Annotated in this window: 17 protein-coding genes and 1 pseudogene; 3 read left to right on the top strand and 15 right to left on the bottom strand. The window is 69.3% G+C overall.

The window, feature by feature from the left end; genetic code table 11:
- Positions 1-3: 3 nt before the first annotated feature.
- The 12 genes and pseudogenes from argF to DU484_RS03115 form a co-directional block, all read right to left on the bottom strand.
- On the bottom strand, positions 4-903 hold the full coding sequence (gene argF, locus DU484_RS03060; protein ID WP_114605078.1) for an ornithine carbamoyltransferase: 900 nt from the start codon (positions 901-903) through the stop codon (positions 4-6).
- Positions 900-1,973 carry a [LysW]-lysine hydrolase gene (locus DU484_RS03065; RefSeq protein ID WP_114584724.1) on the bottom strand — a complete coding sequence of 358 codons (1,074 nt, stop codon included), beginning with the start codon at positions 1,971-1,973 and terminating at the stop codon, positions 900-902. Before DU484_RS03065 ends, argF begins: the two co-directional genes overlap by 4 nt.
- A complete protein-coding gene (locus DU484_RS03070; RefSeq protein ID WP_114605079.1) occupies positions 1,970-3,091 on the bottom strand; it encodes an aspartate aminotransferase family protein in 1,122 nt (373 codons plus the stop codon). The genes DU484_RS03065 and DU484_RS03070 overlap by 4 nt, the downstream gene beginning before the upstream one ends.
- Positions 3,088-3,912 carry an acetylglutamate/acetylaminoadipate kinase gene (locus DU484_RS03075; protein ID WP_114584726.1) on the bottom strand — a complete coding sequence of 275 codons (825 nt, stop codon included), beginning with the start codon at positions 3,910-3,912 and terminating at the stop codon, positions 3,088-3,090. Before DU484_RS03075 ends, DU484_RS03070 begins: the two co-directional genes overlap by 4 nt.
- A gap of 1 nt (position 3,913) precedes the next feature.
- On the bottom strand, positions 3,914-4,957 hold the full coding sequence (argC, locus tag DU484_RS03080) for an N-acetyl-gamma-glutamyl-phosphate reductase (RefSeq protein ID WP_114605080.1): 1,044 nt from the start codon (positions 4,955-4,957) through the stop codon (positions 3,914-3,916).
- Entirely contained in the window at positions 4,954-5,814 is an 861-nt protein-coding gene (gene lysX / locus DU484_RS03085) for a lysine biosynthesis protein LysX (protein ID WP_114605081.1), read from the bottom strand. The genes argC and lysX overlap by 4 nt, the downstream gene beginning before the upstream one ends.
- Before the next feature lie 2 nt (positions 5,815-5,816).
- Positions 5,817-7,010: an argininosuccinate synthase gene (locus tag DU484_RS03090; protein ID WP_114584729.1), complete on the bottom strand. Its 1,194-nt coding sequence runs from the start codon at positions 7,008-7,010 to the stop codon at positions 5,817-5,819.
- A 387-nt stretch (positions 7,011-7,397) separates the two neighbouring features.
- Positions 7,398-8,018: a hypothetical protein gene (locus DU484_RS19890; protein WP_262342921.1), complete on the bottom strand. Its 621-nt coding sequence runs from the start codon at positions 8,016-8,018 to the stop codon at positions 7,398-7,400.
- 94 nt (positions 8,019-8,112) lie between these two features.
- A pseudogene (locus tag DU484_RS20270) lies at positions 8,113-8,574 on the bottom strand (ferredoxin--nitrite reductase); the annotation flags it as partial.
- 26 nt (positions 8,575-8,600) lie between these two features.
- The gene (locus tag DU484_RS03105; protein ID WP_114584732.1) at positions 8,601-9,197 is read right to left on the bottom strand and encodes a diacylglycerol/polyprenol kinase family protein; all 597 of its coding nucleotides are present in this window, start codon (positions 9,195-9,197) and stop codon (positions 8,601-8,603) included.
- A gap of 31 nt (positions 9,198-9,228) precedes the next feature.
- Positions 9,229-11,046: a glycine--tRNA ligase gene (glyS, locus tag DU484_RS03110; RefSeq protein WP_114605084.1), complete on the bottom strand. Its 1,818-nt coding sequence runs from the start codon at positions 11,044-11,046 to the stop codon at positions 9,229-9,231.
- Positions 11,043-11,888 carry a CBS domain-containing protein gene (locus tag DU484_RS03115; RefSeq protein WP_114605085.1) on the bottom strand — a complete coding sequence of 282 codons (846 nt, stop codon included), beginning with the start codon at positions 11,886-11,888 and terminating at the stop codon, positions 11,043-11,045. The genes glyS and DU484_RS03115 overlap by 4 nt, the downstream gene beginning before the upstream one ends.
- Before the next feature lie 110 nt (positions 11,889-11,998).
- On the opposite strand from DU484_RS03115, the gene DU484_RS19895 reads away from it, so the two are divergent.
- The 3 genes from DU484_RS19895 to DU484_RS03125 all read left to right on the top strand — a co-directional run bounded on the left by DU484_RS19895 (position 11,999) and on the right by DU484_RS03125 (position 14,172).
- Entirely contained in the window at positions 11,999-12,163 is a 165-nt protein-coding gene (locus DU484_RS19895; protein WP_187347754.1) for a DUF7556 family protein, read from the top strand.
- Between the two features lie 111 nt (positions 12,164-12,274).
- Positions 12,275-13,822: a sulfatase gene (locus tag DU484_RS03120; protein WP_114605086.1), complete on the top strand. Its 1,548-nt coding sequence runs from the start codon at positions 12,275-12,277 to the stop codon at positions 13,820-13,822.
- Between the two features lie 116 nt (positions 13,823-13,938).
- Positions 13,939-14,172 (top strand): YgaP family membrane protein, encoded by a 234-nt coding sequence (locus DU484_RS03125; RefSeq protein WP_114584736.1) that lies wholly within the window; start codon positions 13,939-13,941, stop codon positions 14,170-14,172.
- Between the two features lie 4 nt (positions 14,173-14,176).
- On the opposite strand, the gene DU484_RS03130 is transcribed toward DU484_RS03125, so the two are convergent.
- Genes DU484_RS03130 through DU484_RS03140 form a run of 3 tightly spaced genes read right to left on the bottom strand, consistent with a single transcriptional unit; the run spans position 14,177 to position 17,392 of the window.
- On the bottom strand, positions 14,177-15,649 hold the full coding sequence (locus DU484_RS03130) for a hypothetical protein (RefSeq protein WP_114605087.1): 1,473 nt from the start codon (positions 15,647-15,649) through the stop codon (positions 14,177-14,179).
- Between the two features lie 42 nt (positions 15,650-15,691).
- Positions 15,692-15,976 carry a DUF7130 family rubredoxin-like protein gene (locus DU484_RS03135; RefSeq protein WP_114584738.1) on the bottom strand — a complete coding sequence of 95 codons (285 nt, stop codon included), beginning with the start codon at positions 15,974-15,976 and terminating at the stop codon, positions 15,692-15,694.
- Positions 15,977-16,018: 42 nt separating this feature from the next.
- Complete coding sequence (locus DU484_RS03140) at positions 16,019-17,392, bottom strand: PQQ-binding-like beta-propeller repeat protein (protein WP_114605088.1); 1,374 nt, start codon at positions 17,390-17,392, stop codon at positions 16,019-16,021.
- Positions 17,393-17,428 lie beyond the last annotated feature (36 nt).

Below are 17,428 nucleotides of genomic sequence, written 5' to 3' on the forward strand. Positions count from 1 at the left end.
GGTCTACTCCGCCAGCAGTTCGACCAGCAACCCCGCCTGCGCGTGCAAGCGGTTCTCGGCCTGCTGCCAGACGATAGACCGGTCGCTCTCGACCACCTCGTCGGTGATCTCCTCGCCCCGATGGGCGGGCAGGCAGTGCATCACCAGCGCGTCGCTGCCGGCGAGGAGGTCGGCGTTCAACTGGAAGCCCTCGAACGCCTGCAGTTTCTCCTCGCGAACGTCTTCCTCACCCATCGACACCCACACGTCGGTGTAGACCACGTCGGCGTCGGCGACGGCGTCGGCGGGGTCGTCGACGAATCGGGGCGTCCGACCGAGCGCCGCCGCCCGATCCAGCACGTCGTCGTCGATGCCGTACTCGGGCGGCGTCGTCACCGTGAAATCGAGGTCCGCGAGCGCCGCACCGAGGACGAACGACTGCGCGACGTTGTTGCCGTCGCCCACCCACGCGACAGTCGCGTCGTCGAACCCGCCGAACCGCTCGCGGATCGTCAGCAGGTCCGCGAGCGTCTGACAGGGGTGGGCGTCGTCGGTCAGGCCGTTGATCACCGGTACGTCGGCGTAGGCGGCGAGTTCCTCGGCGTCGGCGTGGTCGAACAGCCGCGCCATGATGGCGTCGGCGTAGCCCGCGAGCGCGCGGGCGGTGTCCTTGACCGGTTCGCCGCTCCCGAGGTGGATGTCGTCCGGGCCGAGGAAGATGGCGTGGCCGCCGAGCCGGGTCATCGCCGTCTCGAACGACGCGCGGGTACGCGTGCTCGGCTTCTCGAACACCATCGCGAGCGTTTGCCGGTCGAGGTCCGTGTCGTCTTCGCCGGCCTTGATGGCCGCCGCACGATCCAACACCGTCGTCAGGTCCTCGGCCGTGAGGTCGTCCACGTCGAGGACGTCGGTCGCTTCGATCATTGTAGTCGTTGGCAGGCGTCGATCAGCACCTCGATGGAGCGATCGTACTCGTCGAGGAGGAGGTGTTCGTTCGGCGCGTGATCCAGATCCGAGTCGCCGGGTCCGTACGTGACCATCGGGCAGTCCCAGGCGGACGCGAAGACGTTCATGTCGGCGGTCCCCGTCTTTCGGAGGAGGCGCGGTTCGCCGCCCGCCTCCCGGATGGCGGCGCGGAACGCCCGCGCGGCGTCGGTGCGGGGGCTCTGCATCACCGGCGGGACGTGATCGTACCAGTGGACGGTCCCGATGTCGAGCTGGCCGTCAGCCATCTCCCGTACGTCGTCGACGGTGTACTTCGGCGGCACGCGGAACTGCACCTCCATCGTCGCCTCGACGGAGAGGCCGTCCGCGCTGGGGCCGCCCTCGAACGCCGTCGGCTTGCAGGTCACCCGCTCGAAGACGGGGAGGTACTCGTCGGGGTCGAACTCGTCTTCCACCCGCGTCCACCAGTCCATCGCGTCCTGAATCGCGTTGTTTTCCGGGCGGGAGGTGTGCCCCGACTCGCTGGTGGCGACGTACGTCCCCGCCAGCAGCCCACGGTAGCCGAGCGTGATGCCCGTCCACCCGCTCGGCTCGCCGTTGACGACGGCGCCGGGCTCCGCGCGGCCGCTCTCGACGACGTGCCGGGAGCCACGGGAGTCGACTTCCTCGCCGACGACGCCGAGGAAACTCACGCCCGTCTCCACCGCGGCGACGGCCATCGCCGAAAGCGGGCCGGTGGCGTCGACGCTCCCCCGGCCCCAGAGTTCCTTCCCCTCCTCGCCGTCCCGAATCTCGACCGGGATGTCGCCCGGCACGGTGTCGATGTGGGAGGTCAGGAGGACGGCGTCGTCGGCCGGGGCGTGGACGTTCCCCACCTCGTCGACCCACACCTCACGGTCGTGGGCCTCGAAGAAGTCGACGAGGCGTTCGGCCGCTGCGGCCTCCTCGCCCGACGGCGAGGGGATGGAGACGAGGTCGACTAGCAAGCGCTGGGCCTCGGTCAACTCCACGTCGCCCACGTCGGGCAGTACCTCCTCGCTCGCGGTCATAACACCGCCTCCAGCGACTCGACGAACCGGTCGGCGTGCTCCTCGTCGATGATCAGCGGCGGGAGCAAGCGGAGGACGGTCCGGCCGGCCGGGAGCGCGAGCACCTGCTCGTTCAGCGCGAGGTCACGGAGCAGGCGGTTCGACCCCCGCTTCACTTCGAGGCCGATCATCAGCCCCTGCCCCCGCACCTCGCGGATCGGCAGGTCGGCGTCCTCGACGGACTCCATCAGGTAACTGCCGACGTCCGCGGCGCGGGTGGGCAAGTCCTCCTCGACGACCACGTCGAGAGTGGCGTTGGCGGCGGCACAGACCACCGGCCCGCCGCTGAACGTCGAGCCGTGTTCGGGGTCGGCGTCGGCGATCCAGTCCGCACACACCGTCGCGCCGAGGGGGAGGCCGCTGGCGATGCCCTTGGCCGTCGTGAGGATGTCCGGTTCCACTTCGGAGCGTTCGCAGGCCCAGAGCGTCCCCGTGCGGCCGACGCCGGTCTGAATCTCGTCGAAGACGAGGGCGGCGCCCGCCTCCTCGGTCACTTCTCGGGCGCGACGCAGATACGTCGCGTCCGCGGGGTGGATGCCGCCCTCGCCCTGGATGGGTTCGAGGAAGACGGCGGCCGTCTCCTCGTCGACCGCCTCCGCGAGTTCCTCGCTATCGCCGTAGGAGACGAACTCGACGCCGTCGATCAGGGGTTCGAACGGCTTCTTGTACTTGTCCTTCCACGTCATCGAGAGGGCGCCGAGGGTGCGGCCGTGGAAGCCGCGGCGCGTGGCGACGATCTTCCCCCGGCCCGTGGCGTTGCGCGCGAACTTGATCGCCGCCTCGTTGGCCTCGGTGCCCGAGTTGCAGAGCCAGACGTTGTCCAGTCCCGGCGGCGACACCGTCGCCAGTTTCCCGTACAGTTCCGTCCGCGCCTCGACGGGATAGGACGCCTGGACGTACATGAGGTCCTCGACCTGTGCCTTCACGGCGTCGACGACCCGCGGGTGACAGTGGCCGACGGGCGTGACGGCGTAGCTCGCACCGAAGTCGAGATACTCGGTGCCGTCGTCGGCGTAGAGGAAGGCCCCCTCGCCGCGTTCGATCCCGATTGGTTTCTCGGAAAAGACGAAACCGCTCATGGGTCCTCTAGAGCACTCCGATGAATGTGTGTACCGCTTCCGCCCAGTGCTGCCGTAACGGGGGCGTCGGCGTTGGCGTCGGCGACGATCACTTCGCTCGCTCCCGACTCCAGTGCTTCGGTAGCGGCCATCACCTTCTTGGTCATGAACCCCTCCGCGGCGTCGGTGAGCGCGTCGTACTCCGCGGGCGTGGTCACCGACTCGATCAGGGTACTGGAGTCGTCGGGGTCGGCGTACACCCCCGCCACGTCGGTGAGGACGACGAGCGTCGCGCCGAGGGCGCCCGCCACCGCCGCGGCCGCGCGGTCGGCGTCCGTGTTGACCGGGACGCCGTCGTCGGCGAGCATCGGCGGGCCCGCGACGGGCGTGTAGCCCTCCCCGAGCAACGTCTCCAGCAGGTCGGCGTTCACCGATTCGATCTTCCCCGAGTGATCGCCGCGCTTGATCTTCTTCTTGCCGTCCTCGATCACGCGGACCGCGGACTTCCGGGGGCCGGTGATGAGGCCGCCGTCGACGCCCGATAGACCGACGGCGTCGACGCCCGCCTCGCGGAACGTCGCCACGAGGTCGCTGTTCACGCGGCCCATCGCCATCGTGAACGCCTCCATCGTCGCCTCGTCGGTAAAGCGCCCGACGACGCCGCCCGGCGTCTCGACGTACGTGGGGTCGATCCCCAGCCGATCCAGCAGGTCGTCGACGGCGGTGGAGCCGCCGTGGACGACGGCGACGGGTTCGCCGTCGTCGACGAGGCCGGCGATGTCGGCGACGGCGCCCGCCGGATCGACCGCCTTCGCGCCGCCGATCTTGACTACCACCGACATCCTACGGCGCCCCCACCGGATGTAGCCCCTCGAACTCCAGGCCCGCCGTCTCCTCGATGCCGAGGGCGACGTTCGCGGCGTGGACCGCCTGTCCCGCCGAGCCTTTCATCATGTTGTCGATGGCCGAGAACACTACTAACCGTTTGTTCGAGGGATCGATTTCGAAGCCGACTTCGCCGTAGTTGGTGCCCGCCACCGCCTTCGGTTCGGGGTAGCGGTAGACGCCACCGCCCCCGGCGACGGTGCGCATGAACGGTTCGTCGCCGTACGAGTCCCGGTAGGCGCTCCACAGCTCTTTTTTCTTGACCGGGCCGTCCGGGAAGACGTGACAGGTCGCGGCCGCGCCGCGGATCATGTCCACCGCGTGGACGGTAAAGGAGACGGAGAGGCCGAGGAACTCCTCGATTTCGGCCTCGTGGCGGTGGCCCGTCGGGGCGTAGGGGCGGACGATGCCCGAGCGTTCGGGGTGCGAGGAGGCCGCGCCGCCGCCGGCGCCGCCCTCCGAGGACCCCACCTTCACGTCGACGACGACCTGTTCGTCGCCCGCGAGGATGCCGGCGTCGAAGAGGGGCTTGAGTCCCAGAATCGTCGCCGTCGCGTTACAGCCGCCGGAGGCGATCAGATCCGCGCCGGCGAGGTTGTCGCGGTTGAGTTCGGGGAGGGCGTACTCCGACTCCGCGAGCAGTTCCGGGCGCGTGTGCCCGTCGTACCACTCGTCGTACTGCTTCTCGCTCCCGAGGCGGAAGTCGGCGCTTAAGTCGACCACGGTGTCCGCGGCGTCCCGAAACGCGTCGATGCGATCCATCGAGACGCCGTGGGGCGTCGCCGCGAAGAGCACGTCGACGGAGTCGAGTTCCGTCGGCGAGGTAAAGCGGAGGTCCATGCCCCGCAAATTGGGATGCTGGTGCCCCACCGTCTTGCGCTCGTAGCTCCGACTCGTCGCCTGTGCCACCTCGAAGTGGGGGTGGCCGTTCAGGAGGCGGAGGAGTTCGCCGCCAGCGAAGCCGCTCGCGCCGACGACGCTCGCGGTGTACGTCTCCGTCATGCCGGCGCCTCCTGGGCCGCCTTCTCCTCCAGCCAGTCGACGATGGCGGCGGGCACGTCGAAGTCGACACAGGAGTCGAGCGCCTTGAACTCGACCGTGTGGTTCACCTCGTGGACGGTGTAGGAGTCGCCGGTCTCCATCAGATCGACACCCAGCAAGCCGCCGCCGACGGCGTCGGAGGCGCGCTCGACGAGTTCCGCCACCTCGTCGGTCACCTCGAACTCGTTGACTTCGCCGCCCTTCGCGGCGTTGGTGAGCCAGTGGTCGGAGCTCCGGGTCATGGCCGCGACCGGTTCGCCGTCGGTGGCGACGACGCGGATGTCGCGGCCGGGCTTCTCGACGAACTCCTGGATGTAGAACACCTTGTGCTCGTAGTGGCCGAGGGTGGCCTTGTGCTCCAGAATCGCTTCGGCGGCGCTCCGGGAGTCGACTTTGGCCATCAGGCGTCCCCACGACCCGATGACGGGCTTCAACACGCAGGGGTAGCCGAATTCCTCGATGGATTCGAGGGCGCTGTCGGTGGTGAAGGCCACGTCGGTGTTGGGCGTGGGGACGCCCGCCGCCTCCAGCACGAGGCTGTTTTTCACCTTGTCCGCACAGAGTTCGGCGGTGTCGGCGGCGTTGATCACGGGAACCCCGTAGGCGTCGAGAAAGCGCGTGACGTACCGACTGCGGCTGGTGGCGAGACAGCGGTCGATGGCGATGTCGACGTCGTCGAACGCTTCGGGCGCCTCGCCGATGTTGAACCGCTCTTTCCGCACGTCGATTTTCGTCACCTCGTGGTCGCGCTCCCGCAGTTCCGAGAGCAGGAGCTTCTCGTCCCGCCTGATCCGCGAGTAGAGGAGGCCGACGTGCACGGCTACTCCTCCTCTTTGGCCTTCGCGAGCACCTTCGCGGCGAGGCGCTCCTGGAAGCCGTGGTACTTGGCGACGCCCGTCGCGTCGGCCTGCGTAATCGACCCCACGTCCTCCGTGTTGAACGAGGCGAAGGACTCGTCGTAGACGGCGTACTCGCTGTCGCGGCCGACCGGGCGGGCCTGTCCGCCCTCGAATCGGATGGTGACCGTCCCCGTCACGCGGGTCTGCGTGGCGTCGATGAAGCCCTCCAGCGCCTCCATCAGCGGCGCGTCGACGAGCCCCTCGTACCCTTTCTGGGACCACTCGTCGTCGACGAGGCGCTTGAAGTCGCGCTCCTCTTTCGTGAGCACGAGCGACTCCAGCGTCTCGTGGGCGTTGAGCAGCGTCGTCGCCGCCGGGTGTTCGTAGTTCTCGCGCACCTTCAGGCCGAGCATCCGATCCTCCATCATGTCCGTGCGCCCGACGCCGTACTTGCCGGCCACCTCGTTGAGGTGCTCGATCAGGGCGACGGGGGCCATCTCCTCGCCGCCGACGGCGACGGGGTAGCCGTTCTCGAACGTGAGTTCGATCTCCTCGGTGTCGCCGGCTGGCGCCCGCGTCCAGTCGTAAATCTCCTCGCCGGGGACGTGGCCGGGCTGTTCGAGGTCGCCGCCCTCGATGGAGCGACTCCAGAGGTTCGTGTCGATGCTCCAGACCCCCTCGTTGCCGCCCTCGACGGGCAACTCCTTCTCCGCGGCGTACTCGATCTCCCACTCCCGGGTCAGGCCGAGTTCGCGCACCGGCGCGATGACCTCCAGATCCGAGGCGCGCCAGACGGCCTCGAAGCGCAGTTGATCGTTGCCCTTCCCCGTACAGCCGTGGGCGACGGCGTCGCAGTCGTGTGCTTCGGCCACGTCGAGGATGGCCTCGGCGATGACCGGCCGCGCCAGCGCCGTCCCGAGCGGGTAGCCCTGATACGTGGCGTTGGCCCGCACCGATTCCATACACATGGCCGCGAACTCCTCGGTCGCGTCCACGACGTGGTGTTCCAGATCCAGCGCCTCGGCCGTCTCCTCGGCCTCGGCGAACTCCTCGGCTGGCTGTCCGACGTCGACCGTGACGCCGACGACCTCGTCGTACCCCCACTCCTCTTCGAGGAGCGGGACGCATACTGTCGTATCGAGACCGCCGGAGAACGCGAGTGCCACACGTGTCATTACCGACTTCTCGACCCTTTACGGACTTAAATTCTACGTTTTTGTAATTGAAATAAAATGAGAAACGGGACGCTCGTGGGGGGGGTGGCTGCAGCGTCGAACGAAGGGAGTGAGAGAGAGGTGGGCCTAACGGGCCCGTCGTCGCGGTCGGCGGACGTGGCGGACGGCTGTGAGCGCCGATGTCCGGTCCATTGTCGCTAGAAATCGTGGCTCGCTACAAATATCTTGCGAACGGACGCTCCGTGCCCGCTCGATGCGTTACTCTTCCTCTTCTTCCTCGTCTTCCCGTTCGAACCGTCGGTGGACGGTCCCGCCCGCGAAACGACGGCGGTTGCGCTCGTTGCCCATGCATCTACGGACGACGGCTGAGAGCATAACTCTATCTTCCTATCGTCGTTCCAACAGTTGGTGGAGCTGTGTGAGCGGTTCGAGTAGCCGGGTGATAGCCACGAGAAGGAGCCCCAGCACCGCTGCGAACGGCAGCCACTGGGCCGGGAGGAGGACGTTCACGACGCCGACGGTGAGGAAAGCCACGCCGTAGATGATCGCGAGGATCGTCGTCGTGATGAACACGCCCTGGCGCTGGTTCGCCCGCTCGTTCGCCTCGATCCAGTCGGCGTAGCCGACGAGGAGGTCCTCGTACAGTCCACGCCGGAATTCGCCGTCCGCGTACCCTTCGTCGACGATCCATCGAAGGTCCTCGACGCCGACGCCGGCGTGGTACTCCCCCGTCGAGTAAGTGATCGCCGCGGCGGCCATCGCGCCCACGAGGAAGGTGATTCCGGCGAGCGTGAACGGGTTGAGCAAGCCAATCGCCGCCGCTTCACGTCCCTCGTAGACGAACGACAGGAGGCTCAGCAGTATCCCGACGAGGACGGTCACCACCTGAAACAGCTGAATCGCCTTCCCATCCACGTTGTCGATGCTCGACAGCTGTTCGTCGAGAAAGCGCCGTGCCTCCGTGAGACTCGCCTCCAGCCCCTCGATTTCGTCGTCCACGTCTTCCATCCCTCACCGTACGCCACCGGACGGAATATAGGTTTCTCGACAGGTTCGGCGCGGTTACTCGGTGGGCACCGCCGGATCGTCCCGAACGCCGCCGGCCGACGTGGTCCGCCTTGCCCGCGGCCGGCGGCTTGCCGGCGTTGTACGTGTACGCCTCGCGGACGTTCTGCCCGGCGCGGTGGAGGTCGATGTCGACGTACTCCGCCTGCAGGCGGTCGCGGATCGCCTCGGTCCCCTCCTCGTCGATGAAAAAGCGACTCCGGTTCCCCTGGCGGTTGTCCCGCCGCCCGTGTTCGTGGTAGAGTTCGCCGAACCCGCGAACCACCTCGTAGGCGTTCTCGCGCGTGACGAACACGTCGAGGTCACGCGCCCGTCGGGGTTCGCGCCCGCCGAGGCCGCCACCGATCCGGACGTTGAAGCCGGTGACGACCGCTCCGTTCACTTCTTTTTCCGCCGGTTCGAGCCCGATGCCGTCGATCGCGTCCTGCGCACAGCCCTCCCGACACCCCGTGACGCCGATGTTGAACTTCCGGGGCATGTTGGCGCGTTCGTCGTCGCCGTCCGCCTCGGTTCGCCCGTGCCGGCCTAGCCAGCCACGCGCAACACGACCCAGATGCCCAGACACGCTACGGGCGGGATGGTGAGGTTGTCGTCGAGGACGTATCCCCGGATTACGGGTGTGAACCCGTCGGCGACCGTCGCTCCCGCGGCGCCGACGGCGGCGGCGCCGAGGGCCGGCACGAGGGGCACCGCTCCCACCAGCACTACCGCCGCGAGCCCGAAACAGACGGCGAACATGACGCCGAGGACGCCGACGCGTTTCGCCCGCCCGGCCTCGTTCGAGCCGAGGAGGCCGCTGACCGGGTCGCCGATGGCGAGCATCAACATCCCCGGCACCGCGACCGGTGGCTCGAACACGAGCGCCACGCCCGTCATGCTGAACATGTAGAGCGCGTAGCCGGCGACGTTGTCGCGTTCGTACTCCCGGGTGAGCGTCTCGTAGATGGCCCAGTCGAGGCCGACACCGAGCCGAATCGTTTCGAGGCCGGCAGCGACGCCGGCGCCGACGAGGAGAAGCCAGCCGAGCGTCGGCCAGTCGACGACGTCGAACAGGTACAGTGCCGGGAACCCGACCCCGCTGGCGTGGACGGCGCGCCGCTTGAGTTCGGCGCCCGTGGTCATGGTCGCCGCCCCGTTCGCGCGCCCGCCATCCTCAGGAGCGCGTCACGTCCGTCTCGACCGCGTCGTACGCTTCGAGCAGGCTCTCGAAGGTGCCGCCGGCGGCGAGAACCGCCTCCAGTTGCTCGGCGAGGTCCGCGACCGGCACCCGAACCTGTGCCGTCGTGTCGCGGTCCCGAACCGTCACCGTCGCCTCGTCGCGCTCGACGCTCTCGTGATCGACCGTCACCGACAGCGGCGTGCCGACCTCGTCCTGCCGGCGGTACCGGCGCCCGATGTTGCCCGAGTCGTCGTGGGCGACCGACAGACCGGCGCCGCGGAGGTCGTTCACCACCTCGTCGGCGAGCGTTTCGAGCGCGTCGTCGCCCACCAGCGGGAACACCGCCACGTCCGTCGGCGCCACCTCCGGCGCCAGCGAGAGATACGTGCGCTCCTCGCCGTCGATCAGGTCCTGATCGTACGCGTGCGCGATCAGCGTGTACACCGTCCGGTCGACGCCGAAGGAGGGTTCGACGACGTGGGGCGTGACGTGTTCGCCCGCCTCCGTCTGCTCCTCGATCCGGAAGTTCGCCACGTCGGCGTCGACGGCCACGTCCTCGCCGCCCACCTCGACGGTCACCTCGTCGCCGTCGAAGGCGTCGGGGTTCCGTTCCGCGAGGGCGTGCAGAGCGTCGGCCACGTCGCCCGCCCGCCCGCCGAACTCGGGGCCGAGGACGCTCATGTCGGGGTCGACGACCGCCCGCTCGACCGTCCGGGGTTCGTCGTACTGCTCGAAAACGGTGAAGTCGTCGTCGCCGTGGTCGGCGTGCTTGGAAAGGTCGTAGTCGCCGCGGTAGGCGAAGCCCGCGATTTCGATCCAGTCGCCGTCGGTCGGATCGTCGGGGTCGTCGACCACGCCGCCGACTTCGCTCTCGGCGTCCCAACAGTCCGCGGCGTAGTGGGCACGCTCGCCGGGGAGGTGCTGGCGGAACCGGAACCGGTCGCCGTCGACGCCGATCCGGTCGTACCACTCGCGGGCGACGCCGAGGTAGTAGCCCACCCAGTCGCTGGCGACGATGCCCTCCTCGACCGCCTCGCCGACTGTGGTCTCGACGTAGCCGCCGTCGGGGTCCTCCTGCTCGTCGGCGGGGTAGAGTTTCACCGACACGTCGGCGACGCGGGAGAGGGGCGGTTCGTCGGTGTCGGGGTCGACGAACTGCTCCAACTCGGCCTGCGTGAACTCCCGGGTGCGGACGATACCCTTGCGCGGACTGATCTCGTTGCGGTAGGCCCGACCGATCTGTGTGATCCCGAACGGGAGTTTGTTCCGGGCGTACTCCTTCAGCCGCGGGAACTCGACGAAGATGCCCTGTGCCGTCTCGGGCCGGAGGTAGCCGGGCTGGCCGGAGCCGGGACCGATGGCCGTCTCGAACATGAGGTTGAACTCCTCGACCGACCGGCCGGCGAGGGGGGCGCCACAGGACGGGCAGGCCACTTCGTACTCGGCGATCAACTCCTCTACCTCGGGGAGCGGTAGGCTCTCGGCCTCCTCGATATCGCTCGCGTCCTCGATCAGGTGGTCGGCGCGGTGGCTCTCGCCGCACTCGCCGCACTCGACGAGCATGTCGTCGAAGCCGTCGAGGTGGCCGGACGCCTCGAAGACGGATTCGGGCGCGATGGTCGGCGCCTCGATTTCGTCGTTGCCCTCGCGGACGGTGAAGCGGTCGCGCCACGCCGCCTCGACGTTCCGCTTCAGGGCCGCGCCCTCGGGACCGAAGGTGTAGAAGCCGGCGACGCCGCCGTAGGCCTCGTTCGCGCCGAAGAAGAAGCCCCGGCGCTTCGCGAGTTCGGTGATGGCGGTGCCGTCGCTCATATACCCTTCAGGAGGTCCACGTCGCGGACGATGCCCGCGAGCGCGCCGCCGTCGATCAACGGCACCTGTTCGATGTCGTTCGAGAGGAGGAGCTTGGCGACTTCCTTCGCCGTCTTCCGGCCGGACACCGTCACCATGTCGTCGCTCATGAACGTCGAGACGGGTTCGCGCGGAATCTCGACGTTCCGGGTCGGGAAGTAGCGGTTGCCGACCGCCTTGATTCCCTCCCACATCCACTCGTCGTCCTGATTGGCGATGCTCTCGCCAGTGTCGTCCTCACCCTCGACGACGCGGGCCACCTCGATGATGTCCACCTCGGTCAACATTCCCGCCATCTCGCCCTCGTCGTCGAGGACGACGGCGTACGGGACGTTCGCGTAGTGAATCTCGCGCTCGGCGACCGTCAGCGGCGTCTCGTGGTAGGTGGTGTTCACCGCGTTCGTCGCCAGCGACGCGACCGGCGTCTCGCCGTCCACGTCGCCCCGGGCGATGGCCCGTACCACGTCGGTCACGGTGATGATCCCGACCAGTTCGTCGTCGACGACCGGCACCCGGCGGGCGTGCTCTTCGAGCATCATCGCCGCCACGTCGACGATGTCGGTGTCGGCCGTCGTCGTCGGCACCTCCCGCATCAGGAGCGCGAGCTGGTCCTCGTCCGGGTTCTCGATGAGGTCGTCCCGCGAGACGAGGCCGCGGTACGCCTCGCCGTTCTCCGTCGGCTTGACGACGGGGATCGACGAGAAGCCCCGCTCCTGTAAATATTCGAGAGCGTCGTCCCGGGTTCCCGGGAGATCGACGGTGACGACGTCCGCGCGGGGCGTCATCGCGTCGGCTACGTGCATGCTCCCCGTTCCGCCGCCCACCCTCTAATACTCTGCGAAGGGCGGGCGGTCCGACGTGCTCGTGTTCTCGTATCGACGTATTTATATGAGGTTGTTACTATCTAACATACATGGCGTCCGACGTGACGACTGTGGGGGGGCAGAGTTCCGATGTCATGGCTTCCGTCGACGAGGGGACCGGAACGACCGAGTTCGTCATCGCGGACGTATCCCGTGACGACGCCTGGGTCTCGATCCAGCTTCGGGACGCTCCCGGCCTGGACGACTGGCGCTGACGCCGGTCACGACCCAGTCGCCGCTCGGCGTGGCTCCCCAGCGGCGCCGGCCGTCGACTTCCCCACGGACGATCCGCGGGCTTTATTCGCGTCACCCCCGCACTGACCCGTATGTCGAGCGACGCCCCCGGGAAGGTCCTCTTCGTCGTCATGGACACGGTTCGGGCGGACCACCTCTCTCCCTACGGCTACGACCGGCCGACCACTCCCGGTCTCGCCGACTTCGCCGCCGAAGCGACCGTCTTCGAGGAGGCCGTCGCCCCCGCCCCGTGGACCCTCCCCGTCCACGCCTCCCTCTTTACCGGCCTCTACCCCAGCCAACACGGTGCCGATCAGGAGAACCCCTATCTCGAGGGCGCCACCACCCTCGCCGAGACGCTCTCGGCCGCCGGTTACGACACCGCGTGTTACTCCTCGAACGCCTGGATCACACCCTACACCCACCTCACCGACGGCTTCGACCACCAGGACAACTTCTTCGAGGTGATGCCCGGTGACCTGCTCTCCGGCCCCCTCGCCCGCGCGTGGAAGACGATGAACGACAACGACCGGCTTCGAACCCTCGCGGACAAACTCGTCTCCCTCGGCAACGTCGCCCACGAGTATCTCGCCGGCGGCGAGGGCGCCGACTCCAAGACGCCCGCCGTCGTCGACCGCACACAGGAGTTCGTCGACGACGCCGATGACTGGTTCGCCTTCATCAACCTGATGGACGCCCACCTCCCCTACCACCCGCCCGCGGAGTTCGCCGAGGAGTTCGCCCCCGGCGTCGACTCGACGGCCGTCTGCCAGAACTCCAAGGAGTACAACTCGGGCGCCCGCGACATCAGCGAGGGGGAATGGGCCGATATCCGGAACCTCTACGACGCCGAAATCGCCCACATCGACGCCCAGCTCACCCGCCTGTTCGACTGGCTCAAAGACGAGGGCGAGTGGGACGACACCACGGTGATCGTCTGTGCGGACCACGGCGAACTTCACGGCGAACACGACCTGTACGGCCACGAGTTCTGCCTCTACGACCCGCTGGTGAACGTGCCGCTCGTGGTCAAACACCCCGAACTCGACGCCGAGCGCCGGACCGACACCGTCGAACTCGTCGACCTGTACCACACCGTCCTCGACGCCCTCGACGTGCCGGGCGGCGACCCCGCCACGCCGGGCGACACCGCGGTCGCCCGCGACCCCACCCGCTCCCTTCTCTCGGCCGACTACCGTGCCTTCGACGCCGCGACCGATCCCGACGCCGGGCAGGTTGCCGCCCCGGGCGGCGACTACGGCTTCGTCGAGTACTCCCGGCCCGTAGTCGAACTCAAGCAGTTGGAGGAGAAGGCGTCGGCCGCGGGCATCGACCTCCCCGAGGACTCCCGGTTCTACTCGCGGATGCGCGCCGCGCGCCGCCCCGACGCGAAGTACGTCCGGATCGACCGGGTCGACGACGAGGCCTACCGCCTCGACCGGGACCCCGGGGAGACGACCGACCTCGCCGGCGGCGACGACGGCGCCGTCAACGACGTCGAACGCGTCCTCGCCGACTTCGAGTCCCGCGTCGGCGGCGCGTGGACCGGCGCCGCCGACGCCGACGTGACCGACGACGCCGTCGCCGACATGGACGACGAGGCACAGGAGCGCCTCCGTGACCTCGGCTATCTGGAGTGATCGTGACTGGTTACCCGTGGGTCGCCGGCCCGTCTCGGCGACCCACCGGCACTGACTCACAGTACCCCGTCTGAGCCGGCGCACGGCTTTTTCGTGTTGGGTGCGTATCAGATCGCATGGAACCGAACGTCGGCGGCACCGACCGCACCGTCCGGGTGGTTCTCGGCGTCCTCGCCCTTCTCTCGTCGATGGCCGTCGTCGTCTACGGCGGCGGGCTGACCGGCGACCTCCAGACGGTCGTCGCGGGCGCGACCCTCGTCTTCGCCGCCGTCATGTTCGTCACGGTCGGGATACGGCGGTGCCCGATCAACGCCCTCCTCGGGCGGAACACCTGCCACGGCCGCGAGTGATCGGTCACCGCCGACGCGTCAGGCCGCCCAGCAGGAGGCCGCCGAGTATGCCGACCGCCGCGAGCGCCGTCGGCAGCGACCCGCGTCCGCGCGTCGTCGGTCCCCCGTCGTCGGGCATCGTCGTGACCGGCGTCGCCTCCACGGTCGGCGTGCGGGTCGGCGTCCCGGTGGGCGAGGAGGCGACCGGCGTCTCCGTCGGCGTCGACGCCCCGAGCGTCACCGACGCCCGGTGTGACTCCCCGGAGACGTCGACGGCGCGGATCACGACGGTCGTTGCCCCCCTCGCGGCCCCGACGCGGTCCCTGACCTGCACGTCGTCGGTGGCCGCCCCGTCGTAGACGGTGACCGCGTCGACCACCGCCCCCTCGGCGTCGACGGATTCGACCACCACCGTCGTCACCCACCCGCCGACGACGGAGCCGACCACCTCGACTCCCCCCTCGCGGGCGCGCGTCGCCGACTCGTCGACCGTCATCGTCGGCGCAGCCGATCCCCGGTAGTCGAGTGGCACCGCCCAGAGCAGCGTGTTGCCGACCACGTCCGTCGCCACGACCGTGACCGCCGCCGCGTCGTCGCCGACGCGGGCCGTGAACTCGAAGTCGGCGTCGACCCGCGACCGGGTGGGCTCGGGCGACGTGGGGTTCAACACGTACGTCCGCTGTGCCGACCGCCCGACCCGATACGACAGGCTGTCCACCTTCGTGCCGTCGCTGACGGTGCCCGCGACGCGGAGGCGGCCGCCGCTCCGCTCGACCCGATCCAGCGCGATCCGCGGGCGATCCTCGTCGATCACCCAGACCACCACGTCGTACGTGCGCCGCTGGCCGTGGACGTCGACGGCCTCGATCCGGAGTTCGTTTCGATGGTGGCCGAACAGGATGGGTTGCGAGACGTTGTCGCCGGGGTTCTCGATGCGGTAGGTCTCGACGCTCCGCCGCGACTGCCCCCCGAACCGCCACTCGTAGACCCGTTCGATCCGCACCTCGCGGACGCCGCTCGGGTCGTCGAGGTCGGCCGCGAGCGTCGCCGCCCCGTGGTCGATGGCGACCTGCCCGGTCGGTGCCGCCACCGCCGACTCGAACGGCGATGTGACCGTCACTATCGGCCCGGTCGAATCCTTCCGGACCGTCGCCGTCAGGGTGCGGTTCCCCGGCGCTACCGCGACGGACACCGTGTGGTTCCCGTCGGTGAGGTCGAGCGTGAGCCGTTCCGAGAGCGCCGTCGTGTTCGGCTCGAACGACGCGCGCGTCTCGCCGTCGACGCGAATCGTCACCGATTCGATGGACTCGTCGCCCCCGACGTCGACGCCGAGCTCCGGGTCCTCGGTGACGGTGATCGACCCGCCGTCCCGGATCGGGGTGCCGTCGACGGTCACGTCGAGCGTCACCAGCCCCGTGGCCGTCGGAGCGAGCACGGCCGCGAGGACCGCCGTGATAGACAGGACGGCGAGTCGCCGTCGCCGGCGTGTCGGCGTCATCGAGCTACGGGGCGGGGTTCGTGGACGCTTCGAACGGACGGCTCAATCCTCGGTCCAGTAGTAGAGATCCTCGCGTGGCGCCGCACAGTCCGGACACTCCGCGGGCAGGTCGCCCAGCTCACCGACCGCCCCACACTGCGAACACCGCCACACCAGTTCCGCCCCGCCGAACTCGTGGCCCGCGCGCTCGTGTTCGATCGATAGCGCCTCGATGCCCTCTCGGGTCGTGACGAAGAAGCCGTCCTCGTCGAAGCCGCGGATGGTCCCCAGTTTCCTCCCCTCGTCGTCGTACACCGTCTGCCCGACGGTCAGATGCGTCTCGGCCATGCTCCCCCTTCGCGTTCGCGGCGGTTAAGTGTAAGTGAGGAGTCAGGACGGGTCACTTCGTTCGTCTCGTTCCCTCGCCGACGTGCCGTTTGCTTCGCTCACGGCACTTCCGTCGAGCGCGTACACCGTCCCCCCGGCGCCGACGAACGCGAGGTCGCCGGCGGTCGCCACCCCGGCGAGCATCGAGTCGGGTGCGAACCGCCACCGCTCCGTCCCGTCCGCCGGGTCGAAGGCGTGGAGCCGGTCGCGGTCGACGGCGGCGAACGCGGTCGTCGAGGCGTGGACGCGCACGTCGACCGACTGGGGCGTGAACGACCACGCCCGCTCGCCGGAGACCGGATCGAGGGCGTAGACGCCCGGCCCGCCGACGAACAGGTGCTCGCTCGTCCGGACGACGTGCGGGCGAAAGTCGTCGCCCCCGACCGAGAGTGTCCAGCGCGTCCCGCCGTCCAGCGGGCTCAGGGCCAGCAGTCGGCCCGCGCGGTCGGCCACGAACACCGTCGTGCTCGCGGCCGCACGCGGGGTGGTCACCGCCGATATCGAGAAGTCGACCTCGCGTCGCCAGCGTTCGCTCCCGTCCGCGAGGTCCAGCGCTCGCACCACGCCGTCGTAGCCGACGAACAGCCGCTCACCCCGGGAGTCGAGGGCCGGACCGTACATCACGGTCGGACTGTCGACCCGCCAGCGCTCCGCGCCCGTCTCGACGTCCAGCGCCCGGACGCGGGCCGGCGTCCGCACGAGGAGCGTGTCGCGCCGGACCGCGTGACCCGTCGGCAACGCGTCGCCGCTCTCGACTCGCCACCGCTCGTGCCCGTCCCCGGCGGCCAGCGCGTGGACCGTCTCGCCGTTCCGCGCCACGTCGTCGTCCCGCGTCCCGACGAACACCGTCTCGCCCGTCGCGCCCAGCGGGTAGACCCGCCGTCGCTCGGGCGCGTCGAACCCCCAGACACGCGTCCCCCGCGAGGGGTCGAGCGCGTACAGTTCGGCCGCGTCGCTCGACCGACGGGTGGCGACGTAGACGCGCGGCCCCGACTCCCCCTCGGCGTACAGCGGTTCGGTCACGACCGGGGTCGGGAGCGACACGCGCCACTGTTCGGTGCCGTCGGTCAGCCCGACGGCGTGGAGCGCGTGGCCGTCCGCCCCCTCGCCGCCGCCGTCGCTCCCGACGTACACCGCCGGCCCGTCGGCGCCGGGCGCGAGCGACACGACGTCGAGGGCGCTGTGTGGCGTCTCGTGTCGCCAGCGGACGGGCACCGAGTCGCTCGTCGGCGTCCGGGTCGGCGCCTCGGTCGCGTCGCTGGCATCCGTTCCAGTGGGCGTCCGTGTCGACGACCCCGTCGATTCGGGTGACTGCGACCCGTCGGTACAGCCAGCTAGCGCCGTCAGTGCGGCGAGAACCGCTCGTCTGGAGGGCATCGTTCGACGTAACAGTTGCCGCCGGTATGTGCCCTT

This window comes from Haloplanus rubicundus, from assembly GCF_003342675.1.
Classification (GTDB): Archaea; Halobacteriota; Halobacteria; order Halobacteriales; family Haloferacaceae; genus Haloplanus; species Haloplanus rubicundus.